Annotated in this window: 16 protein-coding genes; 10 read left to right on the forward strand and 6 right to left on the reverse strand. The window is 72.2% G+C overall.

Going from position 1 to position 19,780, the window contains the following annotated elements; all coding sequences use genetic code 11:
- Positions 1-111: 111 nt before the first annotated feature.
- The 4 genes from ilvD to ACZ9QC_RS17075 all read right to left on the reverse strand — a co-directional run bounded on the left by ilvD (position 112) and on the right by ACZ9QC_RS17075 (position 4,807).
- The gene (gene ilvD, locus ACZ9QC_RS17060) at positions 112-1,965 is read right to left on the reverse strand and encodes a dihydroxy-acid dehydratase (RefSeq protein WP_472920897.1); all 1,854 of its coding nucleotides are present in this window, start codon (positions 1,963-1,965) and stop codon (positions 112-114) included.
- Between the two features lie 160 nt (positions 1,966-2,125).
- Positions 2,126-2,743, reverse strand: coding sequence for a TetR/AcrR family transcriptional regulator (locus ACZ9QC_RS17065; RefSeq protein ID WP_467331311.1), 618 nt, complete (start codon positions 2,741-2,743; stop codon positions 2,126-2,128).
- Entirely contained in the window at positions 2,740-3,561 is an 822-nt protein-coding gene (locus ACZ9QC_RS17070) for a sugar phosphate isomerase/epimerase family protein (protein WP_467331313.1), read from the reverse strand. The genes ACZ9QC_RS17065 and ACZ9QC_RS17070 overlap by 4 nt, the downstream gene beginning before the upstream one ends.
- Positions 3,562-3,853: 292 nt before the next feature.
- A complete protein-coding gene (locus ACZ9QC_RS17075; protein WP_472920898.1) occupies positions 3,854-4,807 on the reverse strand; it encodes a Ppx/GppA family phosphatase in 954 nt (317 codons plus the stop codon).
- 71 nt (positions 4,808-4,878) lie between these two features.
- Here ACZ9QC_RS17075 and ACZ9QC_RS17080 point away from each other — a divergent pair, with 71 nt between their 5' ends.
- Positions 4,879-5,790 carry a DUF3109 family protein gene (locus ACZ9QC_RS17080; protein WP_472920899.1) on the forward strand — a complete coding sequence of 304 codons (912 nt, stop codon included), beginning with the start codon at positions 4,879-4,881 and terminating at the stop codon, positions 5,788-5,790.
- 128 nt (positions 5,791-5,918) lie between these two features.
- Here ACZ9QC_RS17080 and ACZ9QC_RS17085 read toward each other — a convergent pair whose 3' ends face one another.
- Positions 5,919-7,706: a BACON domain-containing protein gene (locus tag ACZ9QC_RS17085; RefSeq protein WP_472920900.1), complete on the reverse strand. Its 1,788-nt coding sequence runs from the start codon at positions 7,704-7,706 to the stop codon at positions 5,919-5,921.
- Positions 7,707-7,956: 250 nt separating this feature from the next.
- Between ACZ9QC_RS17085 and ACZ9QC_RS17090 the strand changes: the two genes are divergently transcribed.
- The 3 genes from ACZ9QC_RS17090 to disA all read left to right on the forward strand — a co-directional run bounded on the left by ACZ9QC_RS17090 (position 7,957) and on the right by disA (position 12,358).
- A complete protein-coding gene (locus ACZ9QC_RS17090) occupies positions 7,957-9,351 on the forward strand; it encodes an alpha/beta hydrolase (RefSeq protein WP_472920901.1) in 1,395 nt (464 codons plus the stop codon).
- A gap of 391 nt (positions 9,352-9,742) precedes the next feature.
- Positions 9,743-11,152 carry a DNA repair protein RadA gene (gene radA / locus ACZ9QC_RS17095; protein ID WP_472920902.1) on the forward strand — a complete coding sequence of 470 codons (1,410 nt, stop codon included), beginning with the start codon at positions 9,743-9,745 and terminating at the stop codon, positions 11,150-11,152.
- A gap of 81 nt (positions 11,153-11,233) precedes the next feature.
- Positions 11,234-12,358 carry a DNA integrity scanning diadenylate cyclase DisA gene (gene disA / locus ACZ9QC_RS17100; RefSeq protein ID WP_045562654.1) on the forward strand — a complete coding sequence of 375 codons (1,125 nt, stop codon included), beginning with the start codon at positions 11,234-11,236 and terminating at the stop codon, positions 12,356-12,358.
- Between the two features lie 136 nt (positions 12,359-12,494).
- On the opposite strand, the gene ACZ9QC_RS17105 is transcribed toward disA, so the two are convergent.
- On the reverse strand, positions 12,495-13,340 hold the full coding sequence (locus ACZ9QC_RS17105; RefSeq protein WP_472920903.1) for a hypothetical protein: 846 nt from the start codon (positions 13,338-13,340) through the stop codon (positions 12,495-12,497).
- 320 nt (positions 13,341-13,660) lie between these two features.
- Here ACZ9QC_RS17105 and ACZ9QC_RS17110 point away from each other — a divergent pair, with 320 nt between their 5' ends.
- The 6 genes from ACZ9QC_RS17110 to cseC all read left to right on the forward strand — a co-directional run bounded on the left by ACZ9QC_RS17110 (position 13,661) and on the right by cseC (position 19,731).
- Complete coding sequence (locus ACZ9QC_RS17110; protein ID WP_472921717.1) at positions 13,661-14,758, forward strand: LLM class flavin-dependent oxidoreductase; 1,098 nt, start codon at positions 13,661-13,663, stop codon at positions 14,756-14,758.
- Positions 14,759-14,901: 143 nt separating this feature from the next.
- Positions 14,902-15,855, forward strand: a complete 954-nt coding sequence (locus ACZ9QC_RS17115) for an HhH-GPD family protein (RefSeq protein WP_472920904.1) — start codon at positions 14,902-14,904, stop codon at positions 15,853-15,855.
- 308 nt (positions 15,856-16,163) lie between these two features.
- A complete protein-coding gene (locus ACZ9QC_RS17120) occupies positions 16,164-16,715 on the forward strand; it encodes a SigE family RNA polymerase sigma factor (protein ID WP_045562650.1) in 552 nt (183 codons plus the stop codon).
- Positions 16,703-17,383, forward strand: coding sequence for a hypothetical protein (locus ACZ9QC_RS17125; RefSeq protein WP_472920905.1), 681 nt, complete (start codon positions 16,703-16,705; stop codon positions 17,381-17,383). Before ACZ9QC_RS17120 ends, ACZ9QC_RS17125 begins: the two co-directional genes overlap by 13 nt.
- Positions 17,384-17,545: 162 nt before the next feature.
- Complete coding sequence (gene cseB / locus ACZ9QC_RS17130) at positions 17,546-18,253, forward strand: two-component system response regulator CseB (protein WP_472920906.1); 708 nt, start codon at positions 17,546-17,548, stop codon at positions 18,251-18,253.
- The gene (cseC, locus tag ACZ9QC_RS17135) at positions 18,250-19,731 is read left to right on the forward strand and encodes a two-component system sensor histidine kinase CseC (protein ID WP_472921718.1); all 1,482 of its coding nucleotides are present in this window, start codon (positions 18,250-18,252) and stop codon (positions 19,729-19,731) included. Before cseB ends, cseC begins: the two co-directional genes overlap by 4 nt.
- The last annotated feature ends 49 nt before the right edge of the window (positions 19,732-19,780 follow it).

Consider the following 19,780-nt stretch of genomic DNA (forward strand, 5'->3'; position numbering starts at 1 on the left):
CCGCTTGGGAACGACCCGCAAACGACCGAGGGCCGTTGCCCGCAGGGGAACGGCCCTCACTCGTACCACCACAGCGCCGTCGTGCGGGACGGCGGCGGCCCTCAGCCCACCTCAGCCCAGCTTGCTGACGTCCCGGACCGCGCCCCTGTCGGCGCTGGTGGCCATCGCGGCGTAGGCGCGCAGCGCGGCCGACACCTTGCGCTCCCGGTTCTTCGGGGCGTAGACGCCGTTCAGCGCCTGCTCGCGGCGGGCCAGTTCGGCGTCGTCGACCAGCAGCTCGATCGAACGGTTCGGGATGTCGATACGGATGCGGTCGCCGTCCTCGACGAGGGCGATCGTGCCGCCGCCGGCCGCCTCGGGCGAGGCGTGGCCGATGGACAGGCCGGACGTACCGCCGGAGAAACGGCCGTCGGTGATCAGCGCACAGGACTTACCCAGGCCGCGGCCCTTGAGGTACGAGGTCGGGTAGAGCATCTCCTGCATGCCGGGGCCGCCCTTGGGGCCCTCGTAGCGGATGACGACGACGTCGCCCTCCTTGATCTCCTTCAGCAGGATCTTCTGGACGGCCTCCTCCTGCGACTCGCAGACGACCGCCGGGCCCTCGAAGGTCCAGATCGACTCGTCGACGCCGGCCGTCTTCACCACGCAGCCGTCGACGGCGAGGTTGCCCTTGAGCACCGCGAGACCGCCGTCCTTGGAGTAGGCGTGCTCGGCGGAGCGGATGCAGCCGCCCTCGGCGTCCTCGTCCAGGGTGTCCCAGCGCTCGGAGGTGGAGAACGCCTCGGCGGAGCGGACGCAGCCGGGGGCCGCGTGCCACAGCTCGACGGCCTTGGGGGACGGGGAGCCGCCGCGCACGTCCCAGGTCTTCAGCCAGTCGGCGAGGGAGGGGCTGTGGACGGAGTTCACGTCCTCGTTGAGCAGGCCCGCGCGGTGCAGCTCGCCCAGCAGGGCCGGGATGCCGCCGGCGCGGTGCACGTCCTCCATGTAGTACGTGCGGTCCTTGGCGACGTTCGGCGCGACCTTGGCCAGGCACGGCACGCGGCGCGAGACGGCGTCGATCTCGTTCAGACCGAACGGGACGCCCGCCTCCTGGGCGGCGGCCAGCAGGTGCAGGATCGTGTTGGTGGAGCCGCCCATGGCGATGTCGAGGGCCATCGCGTTCTCGAAGGCCGCGAAGTTCGCGATCGAGCGCGGCAGGACCGTCTCGTCGTCCTGGTCGTAGTAGCGGCGGGTGATGTCCATGACCGTGTGGGCCGCGTCGATGTACAGCTGCTTGCGGGCCGTGTGCGTGGCCAGGACCGAGCCGTTGCCCGGGAGGGAGAGGCCGATGGCCTCGGTCAGGCAGTTCATCGAGTTGGCGGTGAACATGCCGGAGCAGGAGCCACAGGTCGGACAGGCGTTCTCCTCGATACGGAGGATGTCCTCGTCCGAGATCTTGTCGTTCACGGCGTCGGAGATCGCGTCGACCAGGTCGAGCGTGCGGACCGTGCCGTCGACGAGGGTGGCCCGGCCGGACTCCATGGGGCCGCCGGAGACGAAGACGGTCGGGATGTTGAGCCGCAGGGCGGCGTTCAGCATGCCCGGGGTGATCTTGTCGCAGTTGGAGATGCAGATCAGGGCGTCGGCGCAGTGGGCCTCGACCATGTACTCGACGCTGTCCGCGATCAGGTCGCGGGAGGGCAGGCTGTACAGCATGCCGCCGTGGCCCATCGCGATGCCGTCGTCCACGGCGATCGTGTTGAACTCACGCGGGATGCCGCCGGCCTCGCGGATGGCCTCGCTGACGATCCGGCCCACCGGCTGGAGGTGGGTGTGGCCCGGCACGAACTCGGTGAAGGAGTTCGCGACCGCGATGATCGGCTTGCGGCCGATGTCCGCGCCCGGTACACCGGAGGCGCGCATAAGGGCGCGGGCGCCCGCCATATTGCGGCCGTGGGTGACTGTGCGGGACCTCAGCTCGGGCATCGTCGCTCGCCTCGCTCCTTCGGAGAGTTATGACTGAAGTCGAGCGTACGCCGGTCATCCAGGTGATGGACACGATGACCGAAATGTGGGACGACCGTCTCGGTTTTCGAGTACGGGCCCGACCCCGTTGCCCGGTTGCTCTTGCCCCTGCCGCTGCCCCCTAGGAGGGCGCGGTGAGGTGCGCCTGCACCACGGGAGCCACCCTTGCGATGATCTGCTCCGGATCCGCCGACGCCAACGGCTCCACCTTGATCACGTACCGCAGCATCGCGATGCCCACCAGCTGCGCGGCGGCCAGTTCCGCCCTCAGCTCCGCGTCCGGCACGTCCAAGCGGTCGGCGATGCGACGGAGCACCTGCGTGGCGATGATGCGGCGGAAGACGGCGGCCGCGGCCTCGTTGTTCACGGCGGAACGGACGATCGCGAGCAGGGGCGCACGGGTCGCCGGGTTCTCCCAGACGCCGAAGACGAACCGGGTGAGCCGCTCGCCGGCGTCGTCGAGCGGGCCCTCCTCGACGGCCTGCGGAGCCTGCATGGCCGGGCCGAAGGAGAGGGTGATGGCGGCCTCGAACACCTGCTCCTTCGTGCCGAAGTAGTGGTGCACCAGGGCCGAGTCCACCCCGGCGGCCTTGGCGATCCCGCGTACGGACGCCTTGTCGTAGCCGCGCTCGGAGAACTCCTCGCGGGCCGCCGCGAGAATGCGGTCGCGGGCGGCGGGCGTGTCGGCCGATTCCGTACGGGAGGGCCGGCCCCTGCGGCGGGGAGTGCCCGGGGTCACGGTCGGGGGACCCGCACGGCGGAGGCGAGATGCAGCCGGGTGAAGGCCAACGCCTCCGCCAGGTCGGCCTCGCGCTCGGCGGCGGACATGGCGCGGCGGGTGTTGACCTCGATCACGACGTGGCCGTCGAAACCGCTCAGGGCCAGACGTTCCAGCAGCTCGGCGCAGGGCTGGCTGCCGCGGCCGGGGACGAGGTGCTCGTCCTTGGCCGACCCCTTGCCGTCCGCCATGTGCACATGTCCGAGGCGGTCACCCATGCGGTCGACCATGTCCAGGGCGTCGGTGCGGGAGGTCGCGGCGTGGCTGAGGTCGATCGTGAAGTGCCGGTAGTCGTCGTTCGTGACGTCCCAGTCGGGGGCGTACGCGAGCATCTCGCGGTCGCGGTAGCGCCAGGGGTACATGTTCTCGACGGCGAACCGGACGTCCGTCTCGTTCGCCATCCGCCAGATCCCGGTGACGAAGTCACGCGCGTACTGGCGCTGCCAGCGGAACGGGGGGTGGACGACGACCGTGCTCGCGCCGAGCTTCTCGGCGGCGGCCTGGGCACGCTGGAGCTTCACCCACGGGTCGGTGGACCACACGCGCTGTGTGATCAGCAGACAGGGCGCGTGAACGGCGAGGATGGGGATCTGGTGGTAGTCGGAGAGGCGGCGCAGGGCCTCCAGGTCCTGGCTGACCGGGTCGGTCCAGACCATGACCTCCACGCCGTCGTACCCGAGGCGTGCGGCGATCTCGAAGGCCGTGGCCGTCGACTCCGGGTACACGGAGGCCGTGGACAGGGCGACCTTCGCGTCCGGGATCCGTACGGGTTCTGCCACGCGGCACAGCCTAAGGGGTGGGGCCTCGCCCATGCGCCGTCGGGGTGCCTGCCCGTCGGCGGCCGCGGGCCCGGTGGGGCTCCCCTCGCAGGTCGCCGCGCCACTGAGAAGCGGGTGGCTGTGCCCCGGGCTTTTCCTGCCCGCGGCCCCGGGCTTTTCCTGCCCGCGGCCCCGGGCTTTTCGTGCCCGCAGGGCCTGATCTTTCAGGGGCGCGGGGACACGCGGGGGAAGCCCCACGGGTCGGCAGCCGACAACGCACCCCGCCTTTGACCTGCTCCCTGCCCCCGCTCCCTCACTCCCTGCTCCCGACGCCCTGCGCCGTACCCATGTGGTCCAGCCGCCGCAGGATCACACCCTCCCGAAGCGCCCATGGGCAGACCTCCAGCGTCTCCACCTCGAACAGATCCATCGCGGCCTCCGCCACCAACGCCCCCGCGAGGATCTGGTTGGCCCGCCCCTCGGACACGCCGGGCAGGGCGGCTCGCTGCGCGGTGGTCATGCCGGCGAGCTTGGGAACCCAGGACTCCAACGCGTCGCGCTTGAGGTCGCGCTGGACGTAGAGGCCCTCGGCGGAGCGGGCGGCGCCACCGATACGGGCGAGCTGCTTGAAGGTCTTGGACGTGGCGACGACGTGGTCGGGGGCCCCGAAGCGGCTGAACTCCCCGACCGTACGGGCGATCTGGGCCCGGACATGCCGGCGCAGCGACCGGATGTCGTCGGGGGTGGGCGGGTCGCCGGGGAGCCAGCCGGCGGTGAGGCGTCCTGCGCCCAGGGGCAGCGAGGCGGCCGCGTCGGGCTCCTCGTCTATGCCGTAGGCGATCTCCAGCGAGCCGCCGCCGATGTCGAGGACGAGGAGCTTGCCGGCCGACCAGCCGAACCACCGGCGGACGGCGAGGAAGGTCAGCCGGGCCTCCTCGGAGCCCGTGAGGACCTGGAGCTCCACGCCGGTCTCGTCCTTGACCCGGGTGAGGACGTCATCGGCGTTGCTGGCCTCACGCACCGCCGATGTGGCGAACGGGAGCAGTTCCTCGACGCCCTTGTCCTCGGCGGCCTGGAGCGCCTCGTGGACGACGGCTATGAGTTTGTCGATCCCCTCGGGGCCGATGGCCCCGGCCTCGTCGAGGAGTTGGGCAAGGCGCAGCTCCACCTTGTGCGAATGCGCGGGCAGGGGGCGCGCGCCCGGGTGTGCGTCCACCACCAGTAGATGCACCGTGTTCGATCCCACGTCGAGGACACCGAGTCTCATGTACGGAACGCTACTGCCAGCGGAGGCGTGCGCCGTCCTCGATGCGGCTTCGGGCGCCGTACCCTGGACGGGTGCCAAAGACGAAAAAGGCAAAGGCCGACAAGTCGGCAGCGGGAGCGGCGTCGGGGACGGCTGCGGCCGGCGGCTCTTCGCGGGCGAAAGCGGCGACCAGGCCACCGAAGTCGACGAAGGGCTCGGCGGAGTCCACCACGCCGGACGAGAAGGGGCTCGATTTCGCGCGCGCGTGGGTGGAGTTCCCTGATCCGGCGGACGACGAGCAGGTCTTCCGCTGCGATCTGACATGGCTGACCTCTCGCTGGAACTGCGTCTTCGGCAGCGGCTGCCAGGGCATCCAGGCGGGCCGCGCGGCCGACGGATGCTGCACCCTGGGTGCCCACTTCTCGGACGAGGACGACGAGAAGCGCGTCGCCGAGCATGTGGCGAGGCTCACTCCGGAGATCTGGCAGTTCCACGATGTGGGCACGGAGACGGGCTGGGTCTCGAAGGACGAGGACGGCGACCGTCAGACCCGCCCGTACAAGGGGTCGTGCATCTTCCAGAACCGCCCGGGCTTCGCCGGGGGCGCGGGCTGCTCGCTGCACATCCTGGCGCTCCAGGAGGGGCGCGAGCCGCTGGAGACGAAGCCGGACGTCTGCTGGCAGTTGCCGATCCGCCGCACGTACGACTGGATCGACCGGCCCGACGACACGCGGGTGCTCCAGGTGTCGATCGGGGAGTACGACCGTCGCGGCTGGGGCCCGGGCGGTCACGACCTGCACTGGTGGTGCACCTCGGCGACCTCGGCGCACGGCGCGGGCGACCCGGTGTACGTGTCGTACCGCCCGGAGTTGATCGAGCTGATGGGCAAGGAGGGCTACGGCCGTCTGGTCGAACTGTGCGAGCAGCGACTGGCGTCCCGCCTGCCCCTGGTGGCACCGCACCCGGCGGATCCGACGGGTCCGGCGGAGCCTGCGGGCCAATAGGCGGCTGGGCGGGCGGGGACGGTGGTCGGTCCGCGGACCGAACTGGCCACATCGCCGCCCCTCCTCGCGCCCTCCCTGGCGCCCCGGTTCACCTGACACCCCGGCTTCATGGCGGCGCCCCCGCCGGTCTACGGTCCCGGTGGCGGGTCGCCGCCTCCGTCGCCCGGTGGTGTCGTGGGGCCGCCCGGGTCCGTGGGGGCCGGGTCGGTCGGGGTCGGCGTGGGGTCCGGCTGGGCCGGGCCGGTCGGCGTGGGGTCCGGGTCGGGGGTCGGCGGTGGAGCGGTGGGCCTCGGGGGGCCCGGGTCCGGGACGGGCGCGGTGGGCCGGGGGCCGACCGGCGGCGTCGGCTCCGGACCGTAGCCCTCGATCGTCACCACGGCGTCCGACGGAGCCAGGGTCACCCGCGCGGTCCAGTACCCGGAGGGCTCGCTCAGCTGGTCGACGTACACCTTGATCGTCAGAGACTCGCCGGGCTTCAGGGTGCCCGAGGACTGGCTGAGGTAGAGCCAGTCGGCGCCGGTGCGGGCGGACCAGCGGACGGCCGCGTCCCCGGTCGCTTCAAGGGTGATGAGGGTGGTGTCGCCGTCGTTGGCGGCGGTGATGGAGAGCGCGCCCCGCCCCTTGCCCTGGGTGACCTCCACGGACACGTCGTCCGACGCCTGCTTGCCTCGGCCGTGGCGGGCGTCGGACCTGTTCCGGGCGTTGCCGGCGTTCTGGTAGGCGTCGCCGCTGCCGTCGCCCACGGTGCCGTCGCCGTCGCCCTGTTCCTCGCCCGCGCTGACCGAACGGCCGTCGCCGCCCTCGCCGATGAGAGGGGCGCCCCGATAGGCGGCCCAGAGGGCGAAGACGGGCGCCGCGACCACGGTGGCGACGACGGTCGTGGTCACGGCCCGCGCGCGCAGCCGCTCCCGTCGGGCCGCACGGTCCCTCGGATCCATGGGAAAGCCACGCCGGTCGAAGCGCGGGGCGCCGCCACGCGCGCGCGTGAGGTGAGCCATCGCGGGCCCCAGGGCGGCACGCGGCGCTTCGAGCACCGGCAGCGCGGCGGGCGTGACCGTGGTGCCGGGCCAGCGGCCGGGGACGGCGCGCTCGGCGGCGCGACGGCAGACGGGACAGTCGTCGACGTGCCGGACGAGTTCGCGGCGCAGGGTGGCGCTCAGGACGAGCTGATGGTCACCGGTCAGCCGGGCGACGCTCGGACAGGCGCCGGTCTCGACGACCGCGAGGGCGGCTCGGGTGCGCTCCACCTCGCAGGCGGCGGAGGCGAGCAGCTCCCGCGCGGCGGTCGGGTCCATGCCCAGCACGGCGGCGACCTCGTGGGCGGTGAGCTGATGCCGTACGGCCAACTCAAGGGCCTCGCGCTGCTCGGGCGAGGTGCCGGCGGCCTCCGGCCAGGCGAGCTGGGCGAGTTCACGCCGCCGCTGCCGCTCCTCGTCCTCGGAGAGCGCGACGGCCCGGACGGCGGCGCTCTCGACGGCGCGCGCCTTCCCCGAACGCCCTTTCTCCGAGCGCCCTTTCTCCGAGCGGCCCTTGTCGGGATGCGTGGTGTCGGCCCCACCGCCGTGCCCCGGTGGGCGCGTGGAGGCATGCGCGGCCGGCCGTTTCTGCCGCACCTCGGCGAGCTTGCGCAGACAGGCCCAGCGGGCCAGTGCGTACAGCCAGGCACGGCGGTCGTCGGCGGTGTCCGGCCCCCGACGCCGCTCGGCGAGCGCGAGCACGTCGGCGAGCGCAGCGGTGGCCGCGTCGCGGTCGCACAGCACGGACATGCAGTAGGTGAACAGGCCGTCCAGGTACGGCTCGTAGCGCGTCGACGGGTGCTGCGCCACCGCGCGCGCCGCGGCCCGATCGCGCGCCTCACGGTGCGCCCGGTGTGCGCCGGTGGTGCGGGTCGAGGTTTCCGGACTGATGCTCATCATTCATGGACGGTAGGCGCCCGGAACCAGCACCTTCTCGCCCCTTGAGCACATTTACTCCGTACGGGTGAAACGATCCCTCATAAGGGGACAGGAATGCCGCATTCCGCGGTGCACGCGGAGCTTGGCCGAATGTTGTGCACTTTATTGACCGTCACCAAAAATTGGCCCTACATTGCTCTCGGGAAACGAGTTACTGCCCAGTAAGAGCGAGCAACGTCCCCACCTCCGCGCCGACAGGAGCCCCACCCCCATGGCCGTACGCACCCGCCGCTCCACCAACCGCTCCACCCACCGCGCCCTCGCCGCCCTCGCCGCGACCGTCGTCCTCTCCCTGACCGGCGCCTCCGTCTCCGCCGCCGCCCCGCAGAGCGCCGCGCCCGCCGTGGAACGCCTCACCGGCACCCTCCCCGACGGTGCCGCCTGGATAGCGGACGTCCCGGAGAACTGGAACGGCACTCTGATCGTCTTCAGTCACGGCTTCGGCGTGACGGTGCCCCAGAACGCCCCCCGCGAGGCCGTGCGCCTCCGCCTCCTCGAAGAGGGCTACGCGCTCACCGGCTCCTCCTACGACGTCAGCGAGACCCTCTGGGCCCTGGAGAGCGCGGAGCGCGACCAGCTCGCCACCGTCGCGGCGGTCACCGAGAGGATCGGCGAACCCACGCGCACGCTCTCCATCGGCCAGTCCATGGGCGGGCTGGTCAACGCCCGGCTCGCCCGCTCCGGCGCGGGCGGGATCGACGGCGCGCTGGGCCTGTGCGGTCTCGTGGCGGGAGCCAACGACCTGCACGCCTACCAGCTCGACGCCGAGTACACGATCGCCCGGCTCCTGCTCCCCGACACTCCCGTGAAGCTGGTGGACTTCGCTTCCGAGGCGGAGGGCGCCACCACCGGCCGGCAGCTCACCGACGCCGTCGTCGCCGCCCAGAAGACCCCGCAGGGCCGCGCCCGGATCGCCCTCGCCGCCGCCTACCTCAACCTGCCCACCTGGGCGCCCGGCAAGGACCGCCCCGCCGCCGGTGACCGGGACGAACAGCAGGCCCAGCAGTACCAGTGGCTGGCCCAGGGTGTCCTCAACCGCATGGAGCCCGCCCGCTTCCACGTCGAGAAGGCCCTCGGCGGCAACAACTCCGGGAACAAGGGCGTCGACTACGCGCGCGTGCTCGCGGGCTCCCAGCACGCACCCCTGGTCAAGGCCCTCTACAAGAAGGCCGGCCTCGACCTGCGCGCCGATCTGCGCGACCTGACCGCGAACGCCGACATCACCGCCGACCCGGACGCCGTCGCCGCCGGCCTACGCACGTCCTCCGCCGGCCAGGGCCTCGCCGTTCCCCTCCTCAACATCCACACCACCGCCGACGACCTCGTCCCCGTCGAGCATGAGTCCCGCTTCGCCACCCGGATCCGCGCCTCCGGCGACGCCGCGCAGCTCCGCCAGGCCTACGTCGAACGCCAGGGCCACTGCACCTTCACCACCGCCGAGACGGTGGCCGCCCTGCACGCCCTGGAGTCCCGCCTGGACACCGGCCGCTGGGGCGCCTCGGCCACCCCGGCCGCCCTCCAGTCGGCCGCGACCGCCCTCGGCCTCGACGGCGCGGCGTACATCCCGTACACCCCGGCCCAACTGACCATCGGCCGCCGCCCGTAGCGAGAGGATTCACCGAGACGGCAACCCGGCCGCGAACGCGCGGAAGGGGCCGTGCCGGTGCGTAGCAGCCCGTCGCTCACAGCCGCCCGGAGAACGGCTCGCCCTTACCTCCGAGCAGTAGGGCACCACGCGACGGGCTCCAGCTCTACGCACCGGCACGGCCCCGCCCCACCCACCCACCGCCCGGACGCACCCCAGGGGCGCGGGGAGCTGCGCGAAAGCCCCCGCGAACCCGCACCCGCCCCCTCCCGAAACCCCTCTCGAAGCACCTCCCGGAACCCCTCCCAAGCCGCCCCCGAAACCGCACCGAAGCCCCTCCCAAGACCCTCCCCCACACCCCCCGTCCGGCCGACCGTCGAAGACTGTCGGTGCCCTCCGTTACGGTTCGTCCATGGCTGCCCGCACGAAGACCACGAAGGACCGCCCGTCCTACCGCTGCACGGAATGCGGCTGGCAGACGGCCAAGTGGCTGGGCCGCTGCCCCGAGTGCCAGGCCTGGGGCACGGTCGAGGAGTACGGCACCCCGGCCGTCCGTACGACGACCCCCGGCCGCGTCACCACCTCCGCCGTCCCCATCGCCCAGGTCGACGGCCGCCAGGCCACCGCCCGCTCCACCGGCGTCCCCGAGCTCGACCGCGTCCTCGGCGGCGGCCTCGTCCCCGGCGCCGTCGTCCTCCTCGCGGGAGAACCCGGCGTCGGCAAGTCCACCCTCCTCCTCGACGCCGCCGCCAAGTCCGCGAGCGCCGAGCACCCCACCCTGTACGTCACGGGTGAGGAGTCCGCCAGCCAGGTCCGCCTCCGCGCCGACCGCATCAAGGCCCTGCACGACCACCTCTACCTCGCCGCCGAGACCGACCTCGCCGCCGTCCTCGGCCACTTGGACGCGGTCAAGCCGTCCCTGCTGATCCTCGACTCGGTCCAGACCGTCGCCTCACCGGAGATCGACGGCGCCCCCGGCGGCATGGCCCAGGTCCGCGAGGTCGCCGGCGCGCTGATCCGCGCCTCCAAGGAGCGCGGCATGTCGACGCTCCTCGTGGGCCACGTCACCAAGGACGGCGCCATCGCGGGCCCCCGCCTCCTGGAGCACCTCGTCGACGTCGTCCTGCACTTCGAGGGCGACCGGCACGCCCGCCTCCGCCTGGTCCGCGGCGTCAAGAACCGCTACGGCGCCACGGACGAGGTCGGCTGCTTCGAGCTGCACGACGAGGGCATCACCGGCCTCACCGACCCCAGCGGCCTCTTCCTCACCCGCCGCGACGAACCCGTCCCCGGCACCTGCCTGACCGTCACCCTGGAGGGCCGCCGCCCCCTGGTCGCGGAAGTGCAGTCGCTCACAGTCGACTCGCAGCTCCCCTCCCCCCGCCGGACCACGTCCGGCCTGGAGACCTCCCGGGTCTCGATGATGCTCGCGGTCCTGGAGCAGCGCGGCCGGATCAGCGCCCTCGGCAAGCGGGACATCTACTCGGCGACGGTCGGCGGCGTGAAGCTGTCGGAGCCCGCCGCGGACCTCGCGATCGCCCTCGCCCTGGCCTCCGCGGCGACCGACACCCCTCTCCCCAAGAACCTCGTGGCGATCGGTGAAGTGGGTCTCGCGGGCGAGGTCAGACGGGTCACAGGGGTGCAGCGCCGCCTCTCCGAAGCACACCGCCTCGGCTTCACGCACGCCCTCGTTCCGACCGATCCCGGCAAGGTTCCTCCCGGTATGAAGGTCCTGGAAGTGGCCGACATGGGAGACGCGCTCCGGGTACTGCCCCGATCCCGTCGGCGAGAGGCCCCACGGGACGCGGAGGACCGCCGGTAGACTTTGCCCAGGTCTCGCCCGTCCGTACGAACCACGAGTGCGAAACGGGAGCGCCCCAGAACCTGCGACCGGAGGAGTGCAGTGGCAGCCAACGACCGGGCAGCAGCTCCCGGAAAGTCCGGTGGGAGCTCCGGTGCCGATGGCCTGATGCGCGCCTCACTGAGCGCCGTGGCCCCAGGCACGGCCCTGCGCGACGGGCTTGAACGGATTCTCCGCGGCAACACCGGCGGACTCATCGTGCTCGGCTTCGACAAGACCGTCGAGCCGATGTGCACCGGTGGTTTCGTCCTGGATGTCGAGTTCACCGCCACGCGCCTGCGTGAGCTGTGCAAGCTCGACGGCGGCATCGTGCTGTCCTCGGACCTCTCCAAGATCCTCCGGGCGGGCGTCCAGCTGGTCCCCGACCCGATGATCCCGACCGAGGAGACCGGCACCCGCCACCGCACGGCCGACCGCGTCAGCAAACAGGTGGGCTTCCCCGTCGTCTCGGTCTCCCAGTCGATGCGCCTCATCGCGCTCTACGTCGACGGGCAGCGCCGCGTCCTGGAGGACTCGGCGGCGATCCTGTCCCGGGCGAACCAGGCCCTGGCGACCCTGGAGCGCTACAAGCTCCGCCTGGACGAGGTGGCCGGCACGCTCTCCGCGCTGGAGATCGAGGACCTGGTGACGGTCCGGGACGTCTCGGCGGTCGCCCAGCGACTGGAGATGGTCCGCCGCATCGCCACCGAAATCGCCGAATATGTGGTCGAACTGGGCACCGACGGTCGTCTCCTGGCCCTCCAGCTCGACGAGCTGATCGCGGGCGTCGAACCGGAGCGCGAACTGGTGGTCAGGGACTACGTCCCCGAGCCCACCGCGAAGCGCTCCCGCACGGTCGACGAGGCCCTCCACGAACTCGACGCCCTCACCCACGCCGAGCTGCTCGAACTCCCCACGGTCGCCCGCGCCCTCGGCTACACCGGCTCCCCCGAGGGCATGGACTCGGCCGTCTCCCCGCGCGGCTTCCGCCTCCTCGCCAAGGTCCCGCGCCTGCCCGGCGCCATCATCGACCGCCTGGTGGAGCACTTCGGCGGCCTCCAGAAGCTTCTCGCCGCCAGCGTCGACGACCTCCAGACAGTCGACGGCGTGGGCGAGGCCCGCGCCCGCAGCGTCCGCGAGGGACTGTCCCGCCTGGCGGAGTCCTCCATCCTGGAACGCTACGTCTGACCGACCGCCTGCAGCCCACTCAGGCCCACCCGGGGCCCCGCCCGACCTCTGACCGTCAGCCAGCCCTGCGACAGTCAGCCCCTCTGACCGTCAGCCCTCCGACCGTCAGTTCCTCCGGCCGTCAGCCCACCGACCGTCAGTCCTTCTCCAGCACGAAGGACGTGCGAGCCGTGGCCAGCCCCGGTGCCTTCGCCTCGACGAGGTACGTCCCGGCGGTGGCCGAACCGGCTGACGGAGTCGCGCAGTTGGGCGCGCTCGGGTCACGGTTCCACTCGACGGTGTAGGTCACCCGGTCACCGGCCGGCACCTTGAACATCAGGCTGCCCGCCGTCTCGTGGCAGTCGTCGGACGCCCAGAACGCGTCGTCGTCATCGGCGTCGGCCGGGGTGATCGTCACCACCGTGTTGTCCGGGCCGAGATCGAGCTTGCAGTCGCCGCCGGAGGAGTTGCGGGCGATGAGTTCGAACGTGGGGTTGACCCCGGGCGCGTAGGCGTTGCGCACGCTGCGCACGGTCAACTTCACGGCCCCAGCTGTGCAGTTGGGCAGGCTGGACCCCGCCGGAACCTGCTCGCCCGAGCTGCTGCCGTTCTTGCCGCCGTCGTCGGAGGTACCCCCACCCGCGGCACCGGACCCGGCGCTCGTGTCCCCGCCACCGGAAGCCGAGCCCGAACCCGACCCCGAACCGTCGCCCGCCCCGGAACCGGAGCTGTCGCCCCCGGAGCTCGACTCGTCACCCGACTCGTCGCGTCCGCCCGGCGCTTCACTGATCGCGGGACCGGAACCGGACGGCCCGGGAGTGATCGAGGTCGCGGGATTCTTTCCGTCGGGACCACCCGCGTTGTTGTCGCCGTCCCCGCCCCCGCCGGTGACGACCCACACGACGAGGATCGCCAGCAGACCGACAACGGTCAGCAGAACGGCCCTCCGGCGCCAGTAGATGGTGGAGGGAAGCGGCCCGATCGGATTGCGCAGAGATCCCACGGCGCAACTTTACGAGAGATCCGGCACTTCGCTGGCCCCACCCGCCGCCCGAAACCTCAACTTTTCCGGATCATCATCCCGGTCGTTCCCGTGATCGCCCCGGCCGGGCGCCTCATGATCGCGGTGCGTGATCGCAGAGCCCGTACGGGCACGTTCCGTGACCGGATCCATGTCATGCGAACAGCACCAACTCCGCAGCCCTCCAGGCCCGTTCAGGGAGACATCCGCTCATCGACCCCGAGTTCACTCGCCGCTTCCCTCGGCCCACCTGCCACAATCGTCCCCACCACCGAAGCGCGCCGCAGGACTTGGAGATGACGATGGCCGGATCCGAGACCGTGGAGAACGGCGTCAGCGCACCGGCGTCGAAGCCGTTGCGGAAGCTGGGGTTCCTGACCATCGGGCTGTTCGACGAGGCCGACCCGCGCCGGGGCCACGAATCCACGCTGGAGATCATCGAACTGGGCGAGCGGCTCGGTTTCGACAGCGCGTGGCTGCGCCACCGTCATCTGCAGTACGGCATCTCCTCCCCCGTCGCGGTCATGGCGGCCGCCTCGCAGCGCACGAGCCGTATCGAACTGGGCACCGCTGTCATCCCGTTGGGCTGGGAGAACCCGCTGCGGCTCGCCGAGGACCTGGCCACGGTCGACCTCCTGTCCGGCGGCCGGGTCAACCCGGGGATCAGCGTCGGACCGCCGATGCACTACGACACCGTCAAGGCGGCGCTCTACCCGGACACCGCCGACGCGGAGGACTTCAGCTTCGAACGGGTCCGTAGGCTCCTTGGCTTCGTACGCAGCGAAGCGGCCACGGACTTCCGCGGCACCGAGGGGTTCGAGGTCTTCTCCGACCGGGTCCAGCCGCACTCCCCGGGGCTGGGCGCCCGGATGTGGTACGGCGGCGGCAGCCTGCGGTCGGCGCGGTGGGCCGGCGAGAACGGGATGAACTTCCTGACCAGCAGCGTGGTGAAGGCGGAGCCGGCGGAGGGGGTGGCGGCGGAGCCGGGGCCGACGGCCGCCTCCGGGACGGTGGACTTCGCCGAGATCCAGCGCTCGCACATCAGGGAGTTCCGGGCGCACCACCCCGACGGTGAGCGGGCCCGGGTCTCGCAGGGACTCGTGGTCATCCCGACCGACTCGGCGAGTGCGGAGCAGCGCGCCAAGTACGAGGCGTACGCGGCGAAGCGGTTGCCCCGGACCACGGCGCCGCAGGGGGCGGGGCGGCTTCTCTTCGCGCCGGACCTGGTGGGCACGTCCGCGGAGATCGCCGAGCGGTTGCGGGCGCACGCCGGGTTCCGCGAGGTCGACGAGGTGGCGTTCGCGCTGCCGTTCACGTTCGAGCACGAGGACTATGTGCAGATCCTGACGGACATCGCGACGAAGTTGGGGCCGGCGCTGGGGTGGCGGCCGGGCGGCTGACGTGCCGCCGAAGAGCACGGGAGTTCGGATGCGTTGGCGAGTGCGGCTCCGGTGGGACTTTCCCGCACCCGGCGGACCCACCCCAGACACCCCCCACCAGAACCCGCCCCCACCACCCTCCGCGTGGCAGGATCGACCGTGCCATGACTGCACCCACGAAACCCCAGAGCAGCCCTGCCGACGTAACCCCCACACCAACCCCCACCTCTGTCCCCGCCCCCACACCCACCGCCCTGCACACCCCGGTGATCGCCTGGTTCGAGACGCACGCCCGTGACCTGCCCTGGCGTCGACCGGAGGCCGGCCCCTGGGGGGTGATGGTCAGCGAGTTCATGCTCCAGCAGACACCGGTCAACCGTGTACTGCCCGTCTACGAGCAGTGGTTGGCGCGCTGGCCCCGCCCGGCGGACCTCGCGAAGGAACCCCCGGGCGAGGCGGTGCGCGCCTGGGGCCGGCTCGGCTACCCGCGCCGCGCGCTACGGCTGCACGGCGCCGCGGTGGCCATAACGGAACGGCACGGCGGAGACGTACCCCGTGATCACGCGCAGCTGCTCGCGCTGCCGGGGATCGGCGAGTACACGGCCGCGGCGGTGGCCTCGTTCGCGTACGGGCAGCGGCACGCCGTGCTCGACACGAACGTGCGGCGGGTCTTCGCCCGCGCGGTGAGCGGCACGCAGTACCCGCCGAACGCGACCACGGCAGCCGAGCGGAAGCTGGCCCGGGCCCTGCTGCCCGAGGACGACGGGACGGCGTCCCGGTGGGCGGCCGCGTCGATGGAGCTGGGCGCACTGGTGTGCACGGCGAAGAACGAGACGTGCGGGCGCTGCCCGATCGCCGGACAGTGCGCCTGGCGGCTGGCCGGGAAGCCCGCGCACGAGGGCCCGGCGCGGCGCGGGCAGACGTACGCCGGTACCGACCGTCAGGTCCGCGGCAAGCTGCTCGCCGTCCTGCGGGACGCGATCGCCCCGGTGCCGCAGGCGGTTCTCGACCGGGTGTGGGACGAGCCCGTGCAGCGTGCCCGCGCCCTGGACGGGCTGGTCTCCGACGGACTGGTGGAACCCCTCCCCGGCGGCCTCTACCGCCTCCCCCTCACCTGACCCTCCGGTGTCGTCGACGGGGTAAACCGGCCCATCTCCGCCCCAAAGCCCATCCCGCTTTACCCCGTTCCTACTTTCGTTACACAACCGACGGACAGCCGAGCGTTCTCCGCAGGCTGCCTCGGACGTCTCCGTGACAACCCCTCCGTAGCTTCATTGGCGTACCGCAGGAACCCGCGAAACGAACCGGCGGATCCGGCGGAACGAGCGACACGCACCGCGCGACACACCGCGCGACACGAAGCGGCGGACAACCGGCACCGCGCGACAGCGCGGACGTCGGAAACGGGGAACGGAGGCGGTTGATCATGGCGCACGGCGAGGTGCTCGAATTCGAGGAGTACGTCCGTACCCGGCAGGACGCGCTGCTGCGCAGCGCCCGCCGGCTCGTGCCGGACCCGGTGGACGCCCAGGATCTGCTGCAGACGGCGCTGGCACGGACGTACGGCCGCTGGGACGGCATCGCGGACAAGCGGCTGGCCGACGCCTATCTGCGCCGGGTCATGATCAACACCCGGACCGAGTGGTGGCGGGCCCGGAAGCTGGAGGAGGTCCCGACCGAGCAGCTGCCGGACGCCTGCATCGAGGACTCGACCGAGCAGCACGCGGACCGCGCCCTCCTGATGGACATCATGAAGGTTCTGGCACCCAAGCAGCGCAGTGTCGTGGTGCTGCGACACTGGGAGCAGATGTCCACGGAGGAGACGGCCGCCGCCCTCGGCATGTCGGCCGGCACGGTCAAGAGCACGCTGCACCGTGCGCTGGCCCGGCTCCGCGAGGAGCTGGAGTCGCGGGACCACGAAGAGCGCGCCGCCCGTGCGCTCGAAGCGAGCGAGGAGCAGGAGCGTTGCGCGGCCTGAGCACAGCGGCCGGCCCCCGTCCGGGGGTCAGGCAGGGCACGAAGGCGGTGATCACGGCGGTGGCCGTGCTCGCCGCCCTCGCCCTTTCCGTGTCCGCCTGCGGCACGGGCGGCACCGGTGCCCGGGACGAGGGGCCGGCCGACAGCGACTCCCTCGCAGCGGGCGCGGCCACCCCGTCCGTCTCCGGTTCGGCGGAGGCCGAGGACGACCACCCGAGCGTCGACGAGGTCGTCCGGATGGTCCGCGCGGACCCGGAGGTCAGCAAGACGGTCAAGAGCGATCTGCGGCCGTGTGTGGCCGACGAGTACCCGGTGGACGTGACGTACGGGGACCTGACCGGGGCCTCGTCCGACGACCTCGTGGTGAATGTGATGACGTGTGCGGACGCCGTCGGTGTGGCGTCGTACGTGTACCGCGCGGAGGAGAAGGGGGCGTACCGGAGCGTCTTCCGGTCCGAACAGCCGCCCGTCTACGCGGAGATAGACCGGGGCGACCTCCTCGTCACCCGGCAGCTGTACGAGAATGGCGACCCGTCGTCGTACCCGTCCAGCGAGGAAGTGGCCACCTATCGCTGGATCAAGGACGACTTCGTCCAGCGCTCCAGTACACGCACCGAGTACAGCAGCGCCGTGGGCGGCACGGAGTCGGCGACACCCGAGCCGAGCTGAGCCCCGCTGGTCACGGCGATCCCGACCGCCCGACCGACCGCCCGAATACGACGGTCGGAACCGTCCCCGACCGCGACGGCCGACCGTCCCCGACCGCGCCGGTCCCGACCGACCCGACAACCGTCGCGACCCACTTCGACCGAGAGCGAGCGAGATCACCGGATGGCAGAGCAGACCCACGTCCTGTTCGTCGAGGACGACGACGTCATCCGCGAGGCCACCCAGCTCGCCCTGGAGCGGGACGGCTTCGCGGTCACGGCCATGCCCGACGGGCTGTCGGGGCTGGAGGCGTTCCGCGCGAACCGGCCTGACATCGCCCTCCTCGACGTCATGGTCCCGGGTCTGGACGGGGTCTCCCTGTGCCGCCGCATCCGTGACGAGTCGACCGTCCCGGTGATCATGCTCTCCGCGCGCGCCGACTCCATCGACGTGGTGCTGGGGCTGGAGGCGGGCGCCGACGACTACGTGACCAAGCCGTTCGACGGCGCGGTCCTGGTCGCCCGGATCCGCGCGGTGCTGCGCCGCTTCGGCCACGCGAGCGGCGGCGACGCCAAGGCGGAGGAGACCGGGGCGGCGGGCACCGCCGGGGTGCTCACCTTCGGCGAACTGGAGATCGACACCGAGGGCATGGAGGTACGGAGGTCGGGGGAGCCGGTGGCGCTGACGCCGACCGAGATGCGGCTGCTGCTGGAGTTCTCGTCCGCCCCCGGCACGGTGCTCTCCCGCGACAAGTTGCTCGAACGCGTGTGGGACTACGGCTGGGGCGGCGACACCCGGGTCGTCGACGTCCATGTCCAGCGGCTGCGCGCGAAGATCGGCCAGGACCGGATCGACACGGTCCGCGGCTTCGGCTACAAGCTCAAGGCCTGAGCGGGGGCGGAGCCGAGATGGAGTCGAGGGGCATACGGGGAAGGCGGGCCCCGGAGGCGGTACGTGTCGTCGGCCGCCCGTCCGCCGCGGGGTCCGCGTCGGGTACGCGACCCGTCGCAGGCGCGGGGCCGGCCGTCGGCACGGGGCCCGCTTCGGGCATCCGGACGGGGTTGCGCTGGCAGTTGAGCGCGGCGATCGCCCTGGTGGGCGCGCTGGTGGCGGTCGCGCTGAGCCTGGTCGTGCACAACGCGGCACGGGTCTCGATGCTCGACAACTCGCGCGACCTCGCCGACGAGCGCATCCAGGTCGCCCAGCGCATGTACGAGTCGGGCCGCCCGCTGAAGTCGGGCGCCTTCGGCGTGAAGATCGACGACCCCGAGATCCCCGGAGACCTGCTGACCAAGGTCAGGGAGGGCCGCAGGGCCACCTACGTGTCCGAGGGCGAGAACGGGGTGCCCGACATCTGGGCGGCGGTCCCGCTGAAGGACAAGCGCGTCCTGTCGCTGCACACCGACTTCACCGACCACAGCTCGGCGGTGATGCGGGACCTCGACCAGGCCCTGCTGATCGGCTCGATCGCGGTCGTCTTCGGCGGTTCGGCCCTCGGGGTCCTGATCGGCGGCCAGATGTCCCGCCGACTGCGCAAGGCGGCGGCCGCCGCGCACCAGGTGGCCAAGGGCGAGTCGGACGTACGGGTGCAGGAAGCGATCGGTGGTGTCGTCCGGGACGAGACCGCCGAGCTGGCGCGGGCCGTGGACGCGATGGCCGACACCCTGCGGCAGCGCATCGAGGCGGAGCGCCGGGTGACGGCGGACATCGCGCACGAGCTGCGTACGCCGGTGACCGGGCTGCTGACGGCCGCGGAGCTGCTGCCGCCGGGCCGCCCCTCCGAGCTGGTCCGCGACCGGGCGCAGGCGATGCGCACGCTCGTCGAGGACGTGCTGGAGGTGGCCCGCCTCGACGGTGCCTCCGAGCGGGCCGAGTTGCAGGACATCATGCTGGGTGAGTTCGTGGCCCGGCGGGTGGCGGCGAAGAACGCGGACGTGCGGGTGCGGATCGTGCACGAGTCGGAGGTGACGACCGACCCCCGCCGTCTCGAGCGGGTCCTGCTGAACCTGCTGGCCAACGCGGCGAAGCACGGCCGACCGCCGATCGAGGTGTCCGTCGAGGGCCGCGTCATCCGGGTCCGCGACCATGGCCCCGGGTTCCCCGAGGAACTTCTCGCGGACGGGCCCCGCCGTTTCCGTACCGGGGCCTCCGACCGGGCCGGCCAGGGTCACGGGCTCGGCCTGACGATCGCCGCCGGTCAGGCGCGTGTCCTCGGAGCGCGCCTCACCTTCCGCAACGTCCGCCCGCCGGGTTCCCCGGACACGGTCCCGGCCGAGGGCGCGGTCGCGGTCCTGTGGCTCCCGGAACACGCCCCGACGAACACGGGGAGCTACCCGATGCTGCCGATGTCGAACGACGGGGTGGGGTGACCGGGGCCGGTTGTTCGGCTGCGGGTGAGTGGGGGCTGGTCGCGCAGTT

The sequence above is a fragment of the Streptomyces sp. HUAS MS02 genome, from assembly GCF_055702265.1.